Here is a 15607-nt window from a genome sequence, read left to right as displayed (position 1 = left end):
ATCTAAAAGTTCCAGGGCACCAATTATTTTGGCGTCAACCACGTCTTCGTATTGACGGTGAAATCCTCTGCGAGCTTTTCCGCCAGATGTTCCTGGCTCTTGGTCATTGCTGCATTGATGGCCATGGCGACCACAATGCCTAAACCATCACCCTTCACACCACGGTTCTGGCCCACAACGCGCGGGTTTTGGGCGATCAGACGTCCCGTCTTGATGTCTTCAAGACGAACCGTGCCCCTGATCCAGCTGTCACTGCTCAAGATCACACGGCCCTGTTCGGATGCGAGATCGGCTTGCTGCAATGTGATTACCAGACGCGCCGGGGTGGAACCGCCTGGATAACCCGTCAGGTCGCGAGCTGCGACTTTGCGCAAGGCAGCGGTTACAATGGCAACCTGTTGTTCGGGCGTTTTGCCATTAATCATTGGCAAGCCTGTGCCGACGTCGGGCGTTGCTTCGACCCTGACTTCAGCAACTCTGGTGCCTTTCAAAGCTTCCAAAAGACGCGGGTCGCGGCTGGCGCAACCTGATAGAACGAAGACGCCTGCAACGACGATCAGGACCGCCTTGATCAATCCCTGCCCCTTCAAACTCACTTTCGAAAACATGCATTCCCCCACGTTGCACCTCACCACTGCAGTGATGTGCTAACAAAAAACAAATCTTTTGAACTGGTGTCGGCTGTACTCTTGATGATGCGCGAATAGCCGATATCGGCCCCGATATTGCCGCCTGCCAGACGTGCACCGACTGTCCAGCCGGACACATCGCCGCCTTCTATGGCGAAACGGTCCTGACCGAACACGTGGCCGTAATCGAGAGCCGCATAGGGCCGGAATTCGCCCAGACGCTTGGTCAGAAGCTCGCTATCTTTCCATGGCAATGTGCGCCATGTGATCTCGTTGCGGGTGAACAGGCCATTATTGCCAAACAGGATGCTGTCGCGCGTACCGCGCACGTTGGAATAACCGCCCAGTGAAATCTGCTCGGCGCCATAGAGGTTGTCTGGCGAATATTGCCCGTTGATCAGCGTCGAGAACTGCAGGTTTTGGTTTGCAAGCTGGAAGGGCTTGGTAACATTGATCGTGCCGGTGAATTTGGAGAATTCCGGTTCAGCATCACCCGCGCCGGGATCACCGCGTTTCGTTGCGCCAAAGAGGCCGAGCCCCTGATTATAGCTCAGATCGAACACCCAGAGCCCACCCAGCATGCGGCGTGAATGAGAAATCCCCAGATTGGCGACGGAGTATTGCCGACTGCCGACTTCGATCAGATTGCCCATCAGGAAATTGTTGGTTTCCTTATAGGCAATGCCTGCATTGAGTGTGGTGATGGAGTTCTGATCGCGCAGAATGACGCGGTCGACATTGAAACCGAGCTGACCGGAATCGCCCGATGTGTCGATATCGCCATAGTTCCCCGGAACCGAGCTGCGATATTTGTAATATGAGCCGTTGAGCGTGAAGGTCCAGTAGCCGTATGGAACGCTGATCGAACCTGAAATGCTGTTGCTTTGACCGACACCATCATTGGGCCATGGATAGTCCGGCCCGCTATGCTCATAGGTCAGCGAAACGAGATCGTTCAGATTGACCAGATTATCCATGCGGAACGATATTGATGAGCGGGAATAGCCCGTCGATTTCTGGCCGAGATTGTTATTCGCAATGGAGAAATGCCACGGCAGACCGGGCTTGTTCTCAACATTGAGAATGGAGGCACCCGGCTCCTTGCCCGGCAACATCGACGTCTTGGCATTGTTCGATGACAGGCGATTGATCTGATCAAGCCCCTGCTCAACATCGCGGATATTCGCCGCCCTGCCTTTCATACCCGGAAAGGCGGTTGCCAGGAGCCCGGGATAGTCTGCTGGCTTTCCATTCAGATAAATATCGGAAAGCGTGCCTTCAGCAGCGACAAGGCGCAGAACTTTGGTGCCTGCAATATCCTGTTCGGGCACATAGACGCGCGACGTGATATAGCCCGCATCCATGTAGAGATTGGTAAGGTCTTTCAGAAGAACATTGATATCGGCAAGGCCGATGCACTTGTTGCGATAGGGCGAAAGAACCGGATCAAGTGCAGCCTTTGAAAGCAGCGTTACGCCTTCAACATCGACTTGGTTGATTGAAAAGCATGGGCCTGTTGCAGCGCCCGTCCCCTCCTCGCCCTGCTCGGGCCTGACGGATGATCCGCCGCGTGGCGTGGCTTCGCGCAAACTATCTAACCGCTTATCCAGACCCTGTTCCGCCTGACGACGCATGAAGTCATCGGCAGGCGAAGCCGCAGGATTTGGAGCCTGAGCAAAGACGCAAGTCCCAGTCATGAGCAGGGAAACAGCCAACGCAAGGCCAAGCTTCGCCGGGCGAACAGAATATATCATATCTGCTCCCGATCAGGCCTTTGATGGCTTTTGAAGTTCTGCGAGCGCCTTGGTCAGGCCCTTCAATGAGAATTTGAGATTGATGTTCTGGCCGTTCATCAGACGAAGTCGAGCCTCTCCGGCAGACCCCTTCTGCAACGCTGCCAGCATCTTGCCGTCAAGCTTCTGCTGCGCCCAGCAACCTGCCTGATTACAATTGCGATAGGGAACCGTCACCACGTCCTTGCCATCAGCAGAAAAACCGAGGCCAATTGGCAAAACGACATTGAGGGGCACAAGTGCTGTCAGTAACAAATCATTGTCAGAAGGCTTTTTGCCAGCTTCAGGCGCTGTCTTTGCAATGGCCAGCGTGAGAACGTTGACGTCCTGGTCGCCCTGCTTCACCTGAGAGATCTGTGCAACCTCACATTGCGCAACAGATTTGCCGTCCGAAGCCTTCACATCAACACAGCGATAATACCAGTCATCGAAACGGGTGGATTGAACAGCAGGCGTTTCCGCCGCAACAGGCGCATCCTGCGCCGAACCAGCAGTTACACTCACCAGAAAAATAGACGCAAAAACGCCTGAAGACGTTAAAGTCTTGACAAAATGCATTCCCAATAAATCCCCAATTCAAACGACTTGTCCCTCAACAGGTCGGTAGATCATCAAAAAAGAAGTGAACAATAACGCTCCACTTCCGAGACCTTATTCGTATTGAACCCAAATGCATTTGGTTGCACTGCTGTATAAAGTGGCCCTCGACACCTCCCGCATGGCAGGAAAACAGTAAATACAACCCTTACTAGAGCTTTATCGAATGCGTGATTTTGTTCACTGAGTCAACATCAGATGGCGAAATTCACCAAGGAATTAGACTTTTTACCAATACAATACTTAGGAAGCTTATTATCTTTGGCGTCGGCAACGTGAAACTCTGAATGCACCCAACCCGTTCTAACGAACGCAACGGGACGCAGATTGCTGATCAAGAAGCGAACCTGCCGCCCGAGCATAGACCCCTCGCCTTGAAGGGATATGAACCTTCGTGCCACATTCTCTGCTTTAACACGATTTTCAAGTTTACTAAAATAAATTGACAATTTAGTAAATTGTGCGAAGTTTAGCCATCGTTTTGCAGATAGGATCAAATCCATGAACAGTGCGGCTCTCGTACAATTAGCCCTCGACGCACAAACATGCTCTCAAAAAGAGCTCGCAGCACTCCTGAAAGTATCACCAACCCAAATCAGCAAATGGAAAAAGGGCGAGCATATCTCGTCGGATATGGCGGATCGATTGCGCGCACTCGCCAAAATCGAGGATCTTGATCCCGAATTTGTCACCTGGACCGGATCGGTGGAATACGCAAAAAAATGGAACCGTCTTCTACGATTTCTGGCTGATCTCATTTCGGAAAATGCGGAAACCGGGTACCACACTGCACCGTTGGAAGAGGACGAGTTCAACCAACTGGGATGGCAGACGTTTCTTACGCTTCGGGAAATGGGCGTAGCGATACCAATCAGCTTTCCGAAGGAACTGGATTTTGACTATGAGGCTGATTTCGCTGACGACGATGACAGTGTCGAACTACATATAGAGGCTCTTGAAGCCCATCCTTTCACGTCACTCATAATGTCGATCTATCACGCTCTTAACGACGTATACGGCTTCTATGCGGCTTACGTAGAAGAGATCATTATGGATGACGAGCTCGAACTCTTCGATTCCCCCGCCGGGAATATCGAGCCTTGCCTTATGGACCTAGCCGCATCCAAGATAGAAGTAGACCGGACCTTAGCACCAAAGTTCAACACGTTTCGATATCAGACGCGTAAGGATTACACGAACTGGCTGAACTTTGCCAAGCAACGAGCGTATAGGGGCGGTGTTCCGCTTCGCGCCGAACTGTTGGACCTGGTGTATTCATCCCCTGGCGAACTTGGATCCGAGGCGGAGCTTGAGAGTTTCGGACGAAACGCTATTCGTTTGCATCCCGACATATATATGAACGAATTATTGGTCGGCATGCGCGCTATCCATAAAATTCTCCCTGCAATCATCGTAAAGCTCGGTATCGAAGACGAGATCAGCATCGATCCATCTGTTTTCACCGTCGCAGGATCGGACTAACCTCTGAACGGCAGAAGTAAACATCAGCGCCCTGATTTTTAGATCAGGGCGTGTCACTTGAAAGAACATAAACCTGATCATCGCGTATATAATTTGGATCATAGCAGACATGTACACGCCCTCTTATTCTCAGCCTTCAGCATTGATTAATCAATTCGCATTAGCAGCCCACGCCCGGCAAGAAGCCGGTCAATTTAGCAATTTGGGCTGCAATGAAAACACAGACTTCTTCACCTCTTCAATTTCGGAATATGATCTCTGAATTCTGCGACAAACGCGTCAGGCCGCATGTGTCCGAAGAAATACTCGATAGGACCAAGTCATATCTCGATGATCTGATCGTCCAGCACAGAAAGCCTCCGATGCGCAGAAGCCAGATAGACTGGTTATCATTCGCCTCGGAAAGCCGGATTGATTGCGAATTAACGGAGAAGCTGAAGAATATTATTCGGCCTGCATTAGAAGCCCTAATTCGATGGGTCGACAATAGCGTTCCCCAATCCGATCAAACTGCGCCAAAACATAAAATACGTGATCGTCGCCCCGCCGTGCGTTTGCCAAAGCCGGACCGGGCCCCGGCCTCGGTGAGAATTCCTGTTCGTCCAAAGTCGCCCAGTTTAGCGCCGGCGGATCCTGTTGAGGAGTTTCCGGAACCGCTGTTTGCGTGGACCGAAGATCCGCAGACTTTCCAGCAGGCCTTGAATTATCATATGCGCAGGTTCGGTGAGACCTACTGGCGCCTCCACCGAGCAATTATAAAACAGCATGAGATTTTCGACATCCGCACGATATCGAATTGGGCGAATGGAACGAAGACGCCGCGCTCTGCCGATAGCTTCGATGTACTTACGAGAATAGAACAGCGATATCGTCTCCCCGAGGGTTATTTTAAATCCAGACTGCCTCATCAGGCACGATCAATATACGGTCACGAGCTCGGTAGCGATGTTAGTGCCGCCGAACGGCGGCGCATTGTCTGGCATTTGCCAGACGACTTTAATCAGCTTTCCTTTAGCAAACGGGAAGAGATCCTCGAATGGGTCCGGCGTGTGATCATATCGGGCTCGACTGATTATCGCCGGTTTCAGAGGAAGGCGTCCAAACAGAGATACGCGATCCGGTTCCCCGGAATTTCTTACGGCACGGTATTGTCACCACGCGTCAGATCAGAAACTTTGGATTTCGAGGGCAGTCTGGATGAAGATGATTTTATCGAAGATCCCGATTTGCTCGCGGGCGTCGTAGACGCTCCTCCCCGCCTGGCAATGGAGATGGCCAACCTTGTCCGGTTTAAAACAGCAACCCTGACATCAGTCGGTTTTCAGAGAAACGGTGTTTGGGGAGAAGAAACTGCGTCTCAAAAGGTTGAGCATCTTGGACTTTTATTCGGCGCCCTTGCTGCTTCTCCAGATAGTGAAGTCAAGGGGCGCGGCATTCCTTTGCGGCAAATAACGTTCGGTTTGCTCGTCTTTCCTGGTATTTGGGACTGGTACCTTCAGTGGCGAGAAAAGCGACGCGGCTTTTACACATCGTGGGAGCAGGATATGCTGAGCGCAATACTCGGCATGACACGCCCGGAAACCGGTTGGATGTGGCAACATGCTGAATTAGCCAGAGGTCTGCAGCCTGTTCCAGGATTGGTGACAGCAGAAGAAATCGATTTTGCACAGCAGGATTGGCACGGGGCATGCGCGGAGTGCTTTAAACATGCAACACATCGCTCCAGAGAAATCCAGCGCGTGATGCGCGTTCACCGGGATCCGTTCGAACCGATCATGTGCGTTCTGGAAGCCGATAGTCCACTTGCCGAATATCGAAAAATCACGGACGAGATAATTAAACGATTGCCCGACGAGAACCGCGATCCGGGCACGCTGTTTGTCAAAACTGTAAAATCAAACAGCAAGGATGCAGCCTATGACCAAACGACATTCTACGAGGCTTGGCGGCTCACAATTCAGCGATACGGTATCTATAACCCTTATACCGACCGGGGCGCTATAAGGGGATTGCTTCCCCATGGTCCGCACAACGTCCGGGACGTCCTGGCTACTCATATCTTGAAGCAGACTGGCTCCTACGAACAGGCCAGCTATGCAATCCAGGATACGCCGGACATGGTGGCGAGTCACTACGGGAGATTTTTGCCCCAGGATAAAGCCGCGCTGGCCGCCAGGATACTCAATCAGGTCTGGATGGAAGTGTGAATGAGAACAGTGCCTGACATTCGCCGTTTTATAGGAGCGGTGCTGCACGCAGGCGCTCTCTCACTTCATCGAAGCTCAAGCCGAACCTCGCTAGATACTTGATCAGGCGATCTGCTTCATTGGCGCTCTTCTTTTCCTGCCGCGATTGCGCAAAGAGAACGCGTCCGGACGCATTGCCGATTGGCTCCCACCGCAAGTTTTCAAGACCGCGGAGAGTTGGGCTTTGTCGAAAAGATCAAGCCTATTCCAGCCCGTATGAAAGGTTCGGTGAGCCGGTCATTCTTCCGGGATCAATGGGGGACAGCACATGGCTTCTTGCCGGATGCGGGTCGGTGGATTTTCTGGAATCGGCGGCCCATGGAGCGGGACGCAAACTGTCACTGCAAAAATCGCCGTCGAGAACGCATACCAGTCACGACTTGCGTATGTTTGGACCGGTCGATCCACAAAGCCCGGCTTTGCGAGATAGGCAGATATCCTTGGCGAAATTCATGCACGCCTGATGAAGCATAGGCCGATTTCCATTTGCTCATAGACCGGAGTACTGACCTCAAATCACTGATAATACGTTGGTGCCTATCATTCTAACGGTCCTGTGCGAGCTGAAAAATGGTTCAATCACAGACGGAACTCAATAACCTCTCTCCTAACCAGTTGGCCACCCCGATAGTTTGACCACTGCCGGAAACTAAAATGAGTCAACGATTTGCATGAGCAAAGATATAGCTACGCCATCGGTACTCTGATCGACCCAAGGCATCGTTTCTTTCTGAATAATCAATGCAATCTAGTCCGGCTCTAGCCGCAGCTTCTAAGACCTGTGCGTCAGGGTGCGCATAAAAAATATCGACCGGCTCATTGGGCATTGGATTTCGGACGTCAACGGCCAGAAGACCAGTATCGGCTAGAAGATGCGCCATCCTCTGAAAGCTATTCCAAAAATCACTGTCGTCGAGCAGCATTAACACTGCTGAGCACAAAATGAAGTCAAACGGCGGAATTTTGTCCAAAAGCGCAAGCTTTGGAAGACGATCGTCAACCCAGGTCACTCCCTTGACACCGTTCGCTACTGCGACACGCCGGAACGCCATCGACGGTTCAACCGCTATGACCTCTAACCCCCGAGCAGCGAGCGCTCGTGCATCGCGCCCGCTACCAGCTCCTATGTCGAGAACCCGGCCTTCAACCGGAAGATGTAGGGCAAGGTTTGGATGGACGAGATCGAAACTGACGGCGTCGTATTGCGGCCCGAAATCAGCAGCCAGCCGATCGTAGTAGGCGACAGAATCAAATGACGTTCCCGACGCCATCAGGGTGTTGCCTTCCCGGCAGCACTTTTGGTGAAATAAGCCGATGGTCCCCAGCTCGTCACGAAAGAGCCGACTGCAGCAAACAGTAGCAGCATGCAGAAGGTGCCGACGATGATGAAATTTCCTCCGATCTTGCCTTTGCCATCATAGCTGCGGATGTCAGCGAGCACTTTCTGCATCACGTATCGCAGCCTGATGAGCGCGATGATCATCAGAAGGTTTGATATTCCAGCAAAGATAAGCAACATCGATCTTGCTCGATCACTGACTTCGAAGCTTCCAACCGCAAACCACAACCCGCCAGTAAGCGTCATTATGATAAGGGGCGATTGCCATAGAAACCCGTTGAGCGAACGAAAGTCCTCGCAACGCTGTTCGTAAATCACGTTCGGATCAGGTGGTTCATTCGTTAAACCGTTTGACATAATAACCTCACACTTCGATTCTGTTTAGCATCGAATGCTCGCTTAGTGCAGGAAGTTTTTGAAATGACCCATCCGATCTATCTCGATGGTTTTGCCACTCTGCCGCTTGCGCCTGAAGCTCGCGACGCGATGCTTGCCGTTTGGGCGCACCCGGGAAATGCTGGTTCGTCCAACGTTTCAGGCGAGATTGCCGCCCGCACGATTGCCGATGGCCGCGGATCGGTTGCCGACCTGCTTGGCGCCGTTGCAAGTGAGATAACCTTCACCTCGGGTGCTTCCGAAGCCAACAATCTCGCGATTTTGGGCGTGGCACGCGCCGCTCGCAGACTCCAACCCAATCGGAAACGCGTGCTCGTTTCGGCAGTTGAACATAAGTCCGTCTTGGAACCTGCACACGCCTTACAGTCCGAAGGGTTCGAAGTCATCATTGCTCCCGTCGATCGTCGCGGCCGGCTTGATCTTGCCGAATTCGCGAAGCTTGTCGACCATGACCTCCTCCTTGCATCAGTGATGACGGTCAACAATGAGACCGGCGTCATCCAGCCGGTCAAGGAAGCTGCTGCCTTCGCGCATGAGAGCGGCGCGCTCTTCCATAGCGATGCTGCGCAGGCTGTCGGCAAGATGGACGTCGACGTCGTCGAGCTTGATGTCGACTACCTCACCGTTTCGGCGCACAAATGCTATGGTCCGATGGGCATAGGCGCACTGTATGTCGCCGCATCGGCGCCAAAGCCGGTTCCCCTGACTTTGGGCGGTGGCCAGCAGAGCGGTCTAAGGCCCGGAACTGAACCCGTCGCGCTCGTTGCAGGCTTCGGTGCGGTAGCTCGGGTTGCAATGGAACGGCTTGCATCCGACCGAGAGCATTGCTCGGGGCTGATTGAGCAGTTGCTTCAGACGCTTCAACAACGTCAACTTCGCTTCCGACGGGTCAGCGGTGATGCGCCAACGGTTCCAGGCACGGCTTCCATCCAGCTCTTCGGCGTCGATGCAGACGAGCTCTGCGCTCGCATCGCGCGTCAAGTATCGCTTTCAACGGGCTCTGCATGCACGTCAGGTCAAATCAAATCCTCTCATGTTCTTGAATCTATTGGGCTTTCTGAAATAGATGCTCGTGGCGTTATTCGGATTCTCTGTAATCGCTACCAGAATACGGAAGAGATATTAGCGGCTGCCGGACACATTGTTGATGCCGCCGCGCTGTCTCGCCTTGAAACTGGAGACGTTCACCAGTAAGATCCCTTCATGGGAAACGCTACGATAAAGATCGATTCGAGAGGGCAGTTTGCGGGACACGAGACGTTCCCGCTACGGCTGCTATGGTTGAAGAAAGCCTTCGATGCAGTCGGCAGCGGAGCCGATTCCAGAACATTTCAGCAACAAGATGCAATAACTCGTTTTGGCGTCGGGCGCAATATGGCGGTTTCCATGCGCTATTGGGCGCTCGCTTCGGGCTTCTTCGTCGAAGTTGATCGCATGATTGTACCAACCGGGCTTGGTCAGGCCATTCTCTCCGACGATGGTCTCGATCCATACCTCGAGCAATCAGCGACGATTTGGCTCGCTCATTGGCATATTGCCAGCACGCCTTCGATGACAACAACTGCTTACTACGCGTTCAATCTGCTTAACGCGATCGAGTTCGATCCGGCCATGTTGCTCGACCAGCTCATGGCCTTAGTCGAGAGCAACGGATGGCGGGCAACGCGCGGAACACTAAAGCGCGATATCGAGGTTTTCTTGCGCAGCTATGTGCGGCGCGCGGATACTCTCAATGAAGACGCAGCAGAGCCTCTGTTAGCCGAGCTTTCATTGATCCGAGAAGCTCGGCTTGGTGGCTGGTATGAGTTTGTTCGCGGTCCCAAGCCGGGCCTCCATGATGCCGTTTTCGCTTACGCGCTTGGTCAGTTTTGGGAACGATCCGGCGGCGCGACCACATTGACGGCTGAACAGATCTGTTATGGAGCAGGCTCGCCAGGCCGCGTTTTCAAACTCGACGAAGACAGCCTGGTTTCCCGACTGATGCGGCTTGACGATCTGACCGCAGGTGCTTGGCAATGGGTCGATACGGCCGGTCTTCGCCAGATCCAGCGCACTTCCGAGTTCGATCCGACGAAGGTTCTTTCTCTCGCCTACCCACGCAAACTTGACCGTCAGATCGCAGCATGACCAAGCTTTCCAGTATAGTTTCCATCGATCGCCGTTTCGCGCGATCGGCCCGGCTCGATGCGGACCTGAACGGCACGCCGCCATTGGTCGGATACGTTTTGCAGGCAAGTGTCGCTAAAGCTCTGCGTATCCTTGGTGAGAGCCAGCGGGACCACCATCAAGGTGCCTACACTTGGACCGGTCCTTATGGCGGCGGCAAGTCGAGTGCTGCTCTGCTGCTTGCGAACCTCGTGGCCGGCACGAAGAAGAATCGGAAAATTGCTCGAGATATTGCGGGGGAGCTTCTCTCGACGCTGTTCAACCAGGCGTTCGCGGAAACCAGCGGCCCTTGGAAAGTCGTCGCCGTTACCGGAAGCCGGACACGGCTCCGCGACGCCATCGTTGAAGCCGCACGCAATACCCTCGGCTGGTCTGAGGACACCGCGTCACAGTTCGCAGCAAGCGATGATCGCCTCATCAAGGCTTTAATCGCCGGGGGCGAAGGCGCGTCGAGCGGAACCCTCCTCATTCTTGACGAACTCGGTAAGCTTCTTGAGCACGAAGCACTCGAAGGTGGAGACGTCCATCTGCTTCAGGACCTCGCCGAACGTGCGTCACGTAGCAACGGCCGTTTGGTCGTCATTGGTATTCTTCATCAATCGTTCGACCAATACACGGCGCGTGCAGCGCGCGACGCGCGCCAGGAATGGCGTAAGGTTCAGGGCCGCTACCAGGACATCGGGTTTCTTTCGGGCGCTGACGAAACAGTTGCGCTGCTTGGCCGAGCCATCGCCGCTGAGCGCGCTGATCACAATGCGTCCGGCGCCCGCAGTGTTGCGGAAGCGGTCGCCAAGCGCCGTCCGACGGACGTTGAAGTGTTGGCGGAAGCGCTTGCGCAGACATGGCCTCTTAATCCGGTGAGCGCACTTCTGCTCGGACCGATCTCGAGAGCACGGTTCGCGCAAAACGAGCGAAGCGTCTTTGGCTTCCTGAGTTCGGCTGAGCCGTCCGGCTTCAGGGAGTTTCTGGAGGTGACCGATCTCGAGAGCGGGACCTACGATCCTTCGATGCTCTGGGACTATCTCGCCGCTAACTTCGGAATGGCCCTTACCGCGGGTGTGGACGGCAACCGCTTCAGCCTTGCATTTGAAGCGATCGAGCGGGCCGGTGTCAAAGGAACTGGTCTGCACGTCGCCCTGACGAAAGCGGCGGCGATCATCGAGTTTTTCCGCAACGGTTCTGGGGTCGTGCTCGCAGACGACTTTTTGAGCGCGTCGGTACCTGGATTTGGGGCAAACGCCGTCAGCGGAGCGATCAAGGATCTCGTTGATTGGGCTATCCTGATCCGGCAGCCACGCCTTGGTGGGTATGCGCTATTTGCCGGCAGCGACTTCGATCTTGAGGAAGCCATTGGCCGGGCTATCCAACCGGTGGATTCACTTGAGCTTTCCGACATTCCGCGCCGCGTCGGCCTAGGCTTTGCGACGGCCAAACGGCATTATTTCCAAAAAGGCGCGCTTAGAACGTTTGAGATAGCGCTGCAGGTCGTCGGCTTGAACGACACGATCGCGTCCTTGACAAGCGGTATTTTGGCCCGCCCTCTTCATGGCAGTGGCCTTCTGCTATTGCTCCTCGGCGACGGTTCTTTGACGCCGAAATCAGTCAATCAACTAGCGCAGAAAGCCGCCAAAGCGCTGGCGAATGAGGAGCGTGTGATTGCCGTAGGCGGCGCAAATGACAGCTCTGCCCTCCGAACAACTGCAGCAGAGTTGTTGGCCGTCGAACGCGTTTTCCGTGAACACCCGCAGCTGGAGGGTGACCGGATCGCGAGGCGCGAGATTGCCGCAAGACAGTCCCACTGCATCGATCAGCTTCATCGGGCGCTGGAAACGGCATTTGAGAACGCAAGCTGGTACCTGGCACCTCAACCGAGCCAAGCCATTCGCGCACCGCTAACGGTCGTTGCAAGTGCGCTGGCCGACGCCGGCTACTCTAAGGCGCCGATCATCAAAAGTGAGTTGCTCCAGCGCGATAAACCATCATCCAATTCGATGGCGGCTCTGCGTGAGCTTGCTCATGCAATGGTCACGTCGTACGCGCATGAGCAGCTGGGAATGACCCAATATCCTGCAGAGCTCGGCCTCTATCTTACCTTGCTTCGGCCATTCGGACTGCACAAGGAGATCAAGACCGGCGTGTTTGGCTTTTCGGAACCGGACGATAGCCAAGAGGGAGCATCGCTCCGCCCTGCGTGGGAGGTAATCGATCTTGCGGGTGAAAAGCCTCTCGATGCTGTCTATGCGGAGTGGGCTCGGCCACCCTATGGCATCAAAGCCGGTGTGATGCCGGTATTGGCGCTCGCCTACATGCTCGCAAAGCGCGAGAGCGTCGCTGTTTATATCGACGGGGTTTATCAAACAGCAATCGATGATGTCGTCGTCGACAAGCTTTTACAGAAGCCTGGTCTCTTTCGTTTGAGGCGGATAGACCGGTCCGTGCGCGAAACCGCGTTTCTCAGTGGGCTCGCGCAGTTGCTCGGCCTCGACCATGACGGCGCGTCATTGCCCGTCGCCGCGGCTCTCTTTCAGCGTTTTGAAGAGCTCTCACAATTCGCAAAACGTACCACCAACCTTGATCCATTGGCCGTGAAAATCCGTGGGATCGTGATGAAGTCAGACGATCCCGAGCGTCTCTTGTTTGACGATCTTCCGGCCGCTCTCGGTGAAGAGCTTACCCCGGGAGCCGTCTATCATGCCCTTCAAGCAGCTGAAGCGAGCTATCCTGAGCTTCTCGAGGAGTTGCGTTTAGCACTTGCCAAGGCGCTCGGCATTGATGTCGTGAGCTTCGAAGGGATCGCGGAACGTGCATCGCTGCTTAAAGGCCTAACGAACGATTATAACTTCGACGCCTTTGCAGATCGCGTCGCAGCGATAGAGCTTGGGAAAGGCGATATCGAGAGCACGGTCAGCGTTTTGTTGCATCGCCCTGCCCGGAATTGGTCCGACAGAGACCGGCATGAAGCTTTGACGGAAATTGCGCGATACGGGCGCCGTTTCCGGGAGCTTGAGGCTTTGGCGATCGTGCGAGATCGACGCTCTCAAACCGAGGCCCTTGCACTTGTCGTCGGGCTCGACCCTAAGACACCGCCCTTGATGTGCAGCTTCGAACTGAGCGAAAGCGAAAAGATGGCCGCCGCAGGAATCGCTGATCGCTTGGTGGCTTCGCTCAGATCAGAAAACAAAAGTGGACGACTGCAGCTTGCTGCATTGGCGCGTGCAGTCGCGATGATGGCAGCCGATGGCGAAGATGAGGTTGGCAGACAATGAGTGAGGAACGTCATATCCTGGGTCTCTCGGGCGGGCGCGACAGCGCCGCCCTCGCCGTTTACATGCGACAGCATCATCCAGAGCTGCCGATTGAGTATTTCTTCACGGACACCGGCAAGGAACTGCCAGAGGTCTATAGCTTCCTCGACAAGCTCGAGGGTTTCCTTGGTCGGCCGATCCTGCGGCTTAACCCCGACCGCGACTTTGATTTCTGGTTGGACGAGTACGGCAATTTTCTCCCCTCGCCCCGCACCCGCTGGTGCACGCGACAGCTGAAACTTCGGCCGCTGGAACATTGGCTGGAAAGGGATCTGAAAAGCGGGACAATTGTCCACTCCTACGTCGCTATTCGCGCCGATGAGCCGAGCCGTGAGGGCTATCAAGCCACACACCCTAACATGCAGGTCCATTTTCCACTTCGCGAAGCAGGAGTCGATCGCACCGGCGTCATCGAGATACTTGAACAGTCAGACGTCGGTGAGCCGGCCTACTATCAATGGCGTTCCCGGTCGGGGTGCACATTCTGCTTCTATCAGCAGAAGATCGAATGGGTGCGGCTTGCCGAACATCATCCGGATCGTTTCGCCGAGGCCGTCGATTATGAAAAGACCGCGTTACGCGATGGCTCGCCGTTCACATGGAGCCAAGGTGAAAGTCTGACGGAGTTGATCGCGCCTGACCGGGTAGAACAGATCAAGGCGGATTACGAGAAACGACGGGAGCGGTTGCGCCGCGGCCGGAAGGTGAATCCTCTTTCCGGCAGGACCGCAGAAACGGTTGATGACGTCTATGGTCTCGATGAAGCAGCAGCGAGCTGCGTGATCTGCCACAAATAGCCGGCTACCCGACCTGTTGCGAGGGGTACCGGCGCCATAGATTAGCTTTTTGATGAAGCCGGGCGAAAATCATACCAGCCTCCTCCACTTCCTCATCTCGCATCAGCGAGAGCGGTATCAGCATCCCTGCGTTAGTTAGGCGCAATCTGATTAGGCACTGTATGAGAATGAGCAGCATACGAGACACCGTGTAGAACCGCGCGATTCCCCAGTGCTTTGGATAGCCGTCTAGTGGGATCGGATCCGAACCGTGCACCACATAGTTCCTAAAGACGCGCCCCAGTTCCGCAGCGGCAGAGGCTGTGGTGAGCTTATACTTGGTCTCTATCGCAGCGACCTCGTCTGCCAGGGGGGCTGCATATAGGCAGCACTTTCGAGCAATACGGTAAACGTAAGAAAGCGCAGGGATTTGATCGACTAAGCTGGCATGCTCTGCAAAATGCTTTCTAGCTTGCACAGGAAGCTTTTCGCGCTTGTAGGCAAAGATGTTTGACTGCCTTATAGCGTCTTCGTATGCCATCCAGACGAAGTTGAAGATCGTTAAAGCAGCGACATATTCTGACGCGGCGACCCGATCTTCCTCGTCACGATCCCAAGCGCTTTCACAATAAAGGCCGGCATCTGATTCATCAATATATGACGGATCTGCGAAGACGTCTTCAATGCTGGCAGCCATTTGCAGGGGAAACGCTACACCTGGCCACGGATATTGCGTATCATCGCAGCCATCAATCAAGCCGAAGTGTCCCGCCGAAAATATCCCATGAATTAAGTTTGCTATGTGTTCGCGGAACGGATATAGCGTCGCCATCGTGCAATCCGGCTTCCCACAACCACACGTGAAAATTCGAGTTGCG

Annotated in this window: 13 protein-coding genes; 7 read left to right on the top strand and 6 right to left on the bottom strand. The window is 54.3% G+C overall.

What is annotated here, in order from left to right; all coding sequences use genetic code 11:
- Positions 1–23: 23 nt before the first annotated feature.
- The 3 genes from FGI60_RS06385 to FGI60_RS06375 are packed head-to-tail and all read right to left on the bottom strand — an operon-like array spanning position 24 to position 2980.
- Entirely contained in the window at positions 24–608 is a 585-nt protein-coding gene (locus tag FGI60_RS06385; RefSeq protein WP_138784428.1) for a hypothetical protein, read from the bottom strand.
- A 20-nt stretch (positions 609–628) separates the two neighbouring features.
- Positions 629–2383: a ShlB/FhaC/HecB family hemolysin secretion/activation protein gene (locus FGI60_RS06380; protein ID WP_138784427.1), complete on the bottom strand. Its 1755-nt coding sequence runs from the start codon at positions 2381–2383 to the stop codon at positions 629–631.
- 12 nt (positions 2384–2395) lie between these two features.
- On the bottom strand, positions 2396–2980 hold the full coding sequence (locus tag FGI60_RS06375; protein WP_138784426.1) for an invasion associated locus B family protein: 585 nt from the start codon (positions 2978–2980) through the stop codon (positions 2396–2398).
- Between the two features lie 540 nt (positions 2981–3520).
- Between FGI60_RS06375 and FGI60_RS06370 the strand changes: the two genes are divergently transcribed.
- The 3 genes from FGI60_RS06370 to FGI60_RS26780 all read left to right on the top strand — a co-directional run bounded on the left by FGI60_RS06370 (position 3521) and on the right by FGI60_RS26780 (position 7211).
- Positions 3521–4501, top strand: a complete 981-nt coding sequence (locus FGI60_RS06370) for a helix-turn-helix domain-containing protein (protein ID WP_138784425.1) — start codon at positions 3521–3523, stop codon at positions 4499–4501.
- Between the two features lie 212 nt (positions 4502–4713).
- A complete protein-coding gene (locus tag FGI60_RS06365; RefSeq protein WP_138784424.1) occupies positions 4714–6708 on the top strand; it encodes a hypothetical protein in 1995 nt (664 codons plus the stop codon).
- 293 nt (positions 6709–7001) lie between these two features.
- Complete coding sequence (locus FGI60_RS26780; protein ID WP_374843058.1) at positions 7002–7211, top strand: hypothetical protein; 210 nt, start codon at positions 7002–7004, stop codon at positions 7209–7211.
- A 195-nt stretch (positions 7212–7406) separates the two neighbouring features.
- Here FGI60_RS26780 and FGI60_RS06355 read toward each other — a convergent pair whose 3' ends face one another.
- Both FGI60_RS06355 and FGI60_RS06350 read right to left on the bottom strand, forming a co-directional pair.
- On the bottom strand, positions 7407–8018 hold the full coding sequence (locus FGI60_RS06355; protein WP_138784422.1) for a class I SAM-dependent methyltransferase: 612 nt from the start codon (positions 8016–8018) through the stop codon (positions 7407–7409).
- Entirely contained in the window at positions 8018–8443 is a 426-nt protein-coding gene (locus FGI60_RS06350) for a hypothetical protein (RefSeq protein WP_138784421.1), read from the bottom strand. Before FGI60_RS06350 ends, FGI60_RS06355 begins: the two co-directional genes overlap by 1 nt.
- Before the next feature lie 63 nt (positions 8444–8506).
- On the opposite strand from FGI60_RS06350, the gene FGI60_RS06345 reads away from it, so the two are divergent.
- The 4 genes from FGI60_RS06345 to FGI60_RS06330 are packed head-to-tail and all read left to right on the top strand — an operon-like array spanning position 8507 to position 14750.
- Complete coding sequence (locus tag FGI60_RS06345) at positions 8507–9676, top strand: cysteine desulfurase family protein (RefSeq protein WP_138784420.1); 1170 nt, start codon at positions 8507–8509, stop codon at positions 9674–9676.
- A 9-nt stretch (positions 9677–9685) separates the two neighbouring features.
- Positions 9686–10609, top strand: coding sequence for a DUF4007 family protein (locus tag FGI60_RS06340; protein WP_138784419.1), 924 nt, complete (start codon positions 9686–9688; stop codon positions 10607–10609).
- A complete protein-coding gene (locus FGI60_RS06335; protein WP_138784418.1) occupies positions 10606–13914 on the top strand; it encodes an ATP-binding protein in 3309 nt (1102 codons plus the stop codon). The genes FGI60_RS06340 and FGI60_RS06335 overlap by 4 nt, the downstream gene beginning before the upstream one ends.
- Positions 13911–14750 carry a phosphoadenosine phosphosulfate reductase family protein gene (locus FGI60_RS06330; RefSeq protein WP_138784417.1) on the top strand — a complete coding sequence of 280 codons (840 nt, stop codon included), beginning with the start codon at positions 13911–13913 and terminating at the stop codon, positions 14748–14750. Before FGI60_RS06335 ends, FGI60_RS06330 begins: the two co-directional genes overlap by 4 nt.
- 4 nt (positions 14751–14754) lie before the next feature.
- On the opposite strand, the gene FGI60_RS06325 is transcribed toward FGI60_RS06330, so the two are convergent.
- Complete coding sequence (locus FGI60_RS06325) at positions 14755–15561, bottom strand: hypothetical protein (protein WP_138784416.1); 807 nt, start codon at positions 15559–15561, stop codon at positions 14755–14757.
- Positions 15562–15607: the final 46 nt, after the last annotated feature.

Source organism: Brucella haematophila, from assembly GCF_005938105.1.
GTDB classification, from domain to species: Bacteria; Pseudomonadota; Alphaproteobacteria; order Rhizobiales; family Rhizobiaceae; genus Brucella; species Brucella haematophila.
The sequence above is the reverse complement of the archived record's forward strand: the minus strand, read 5'-3'. Positions and strand labels throughout refer to the sequence as shown.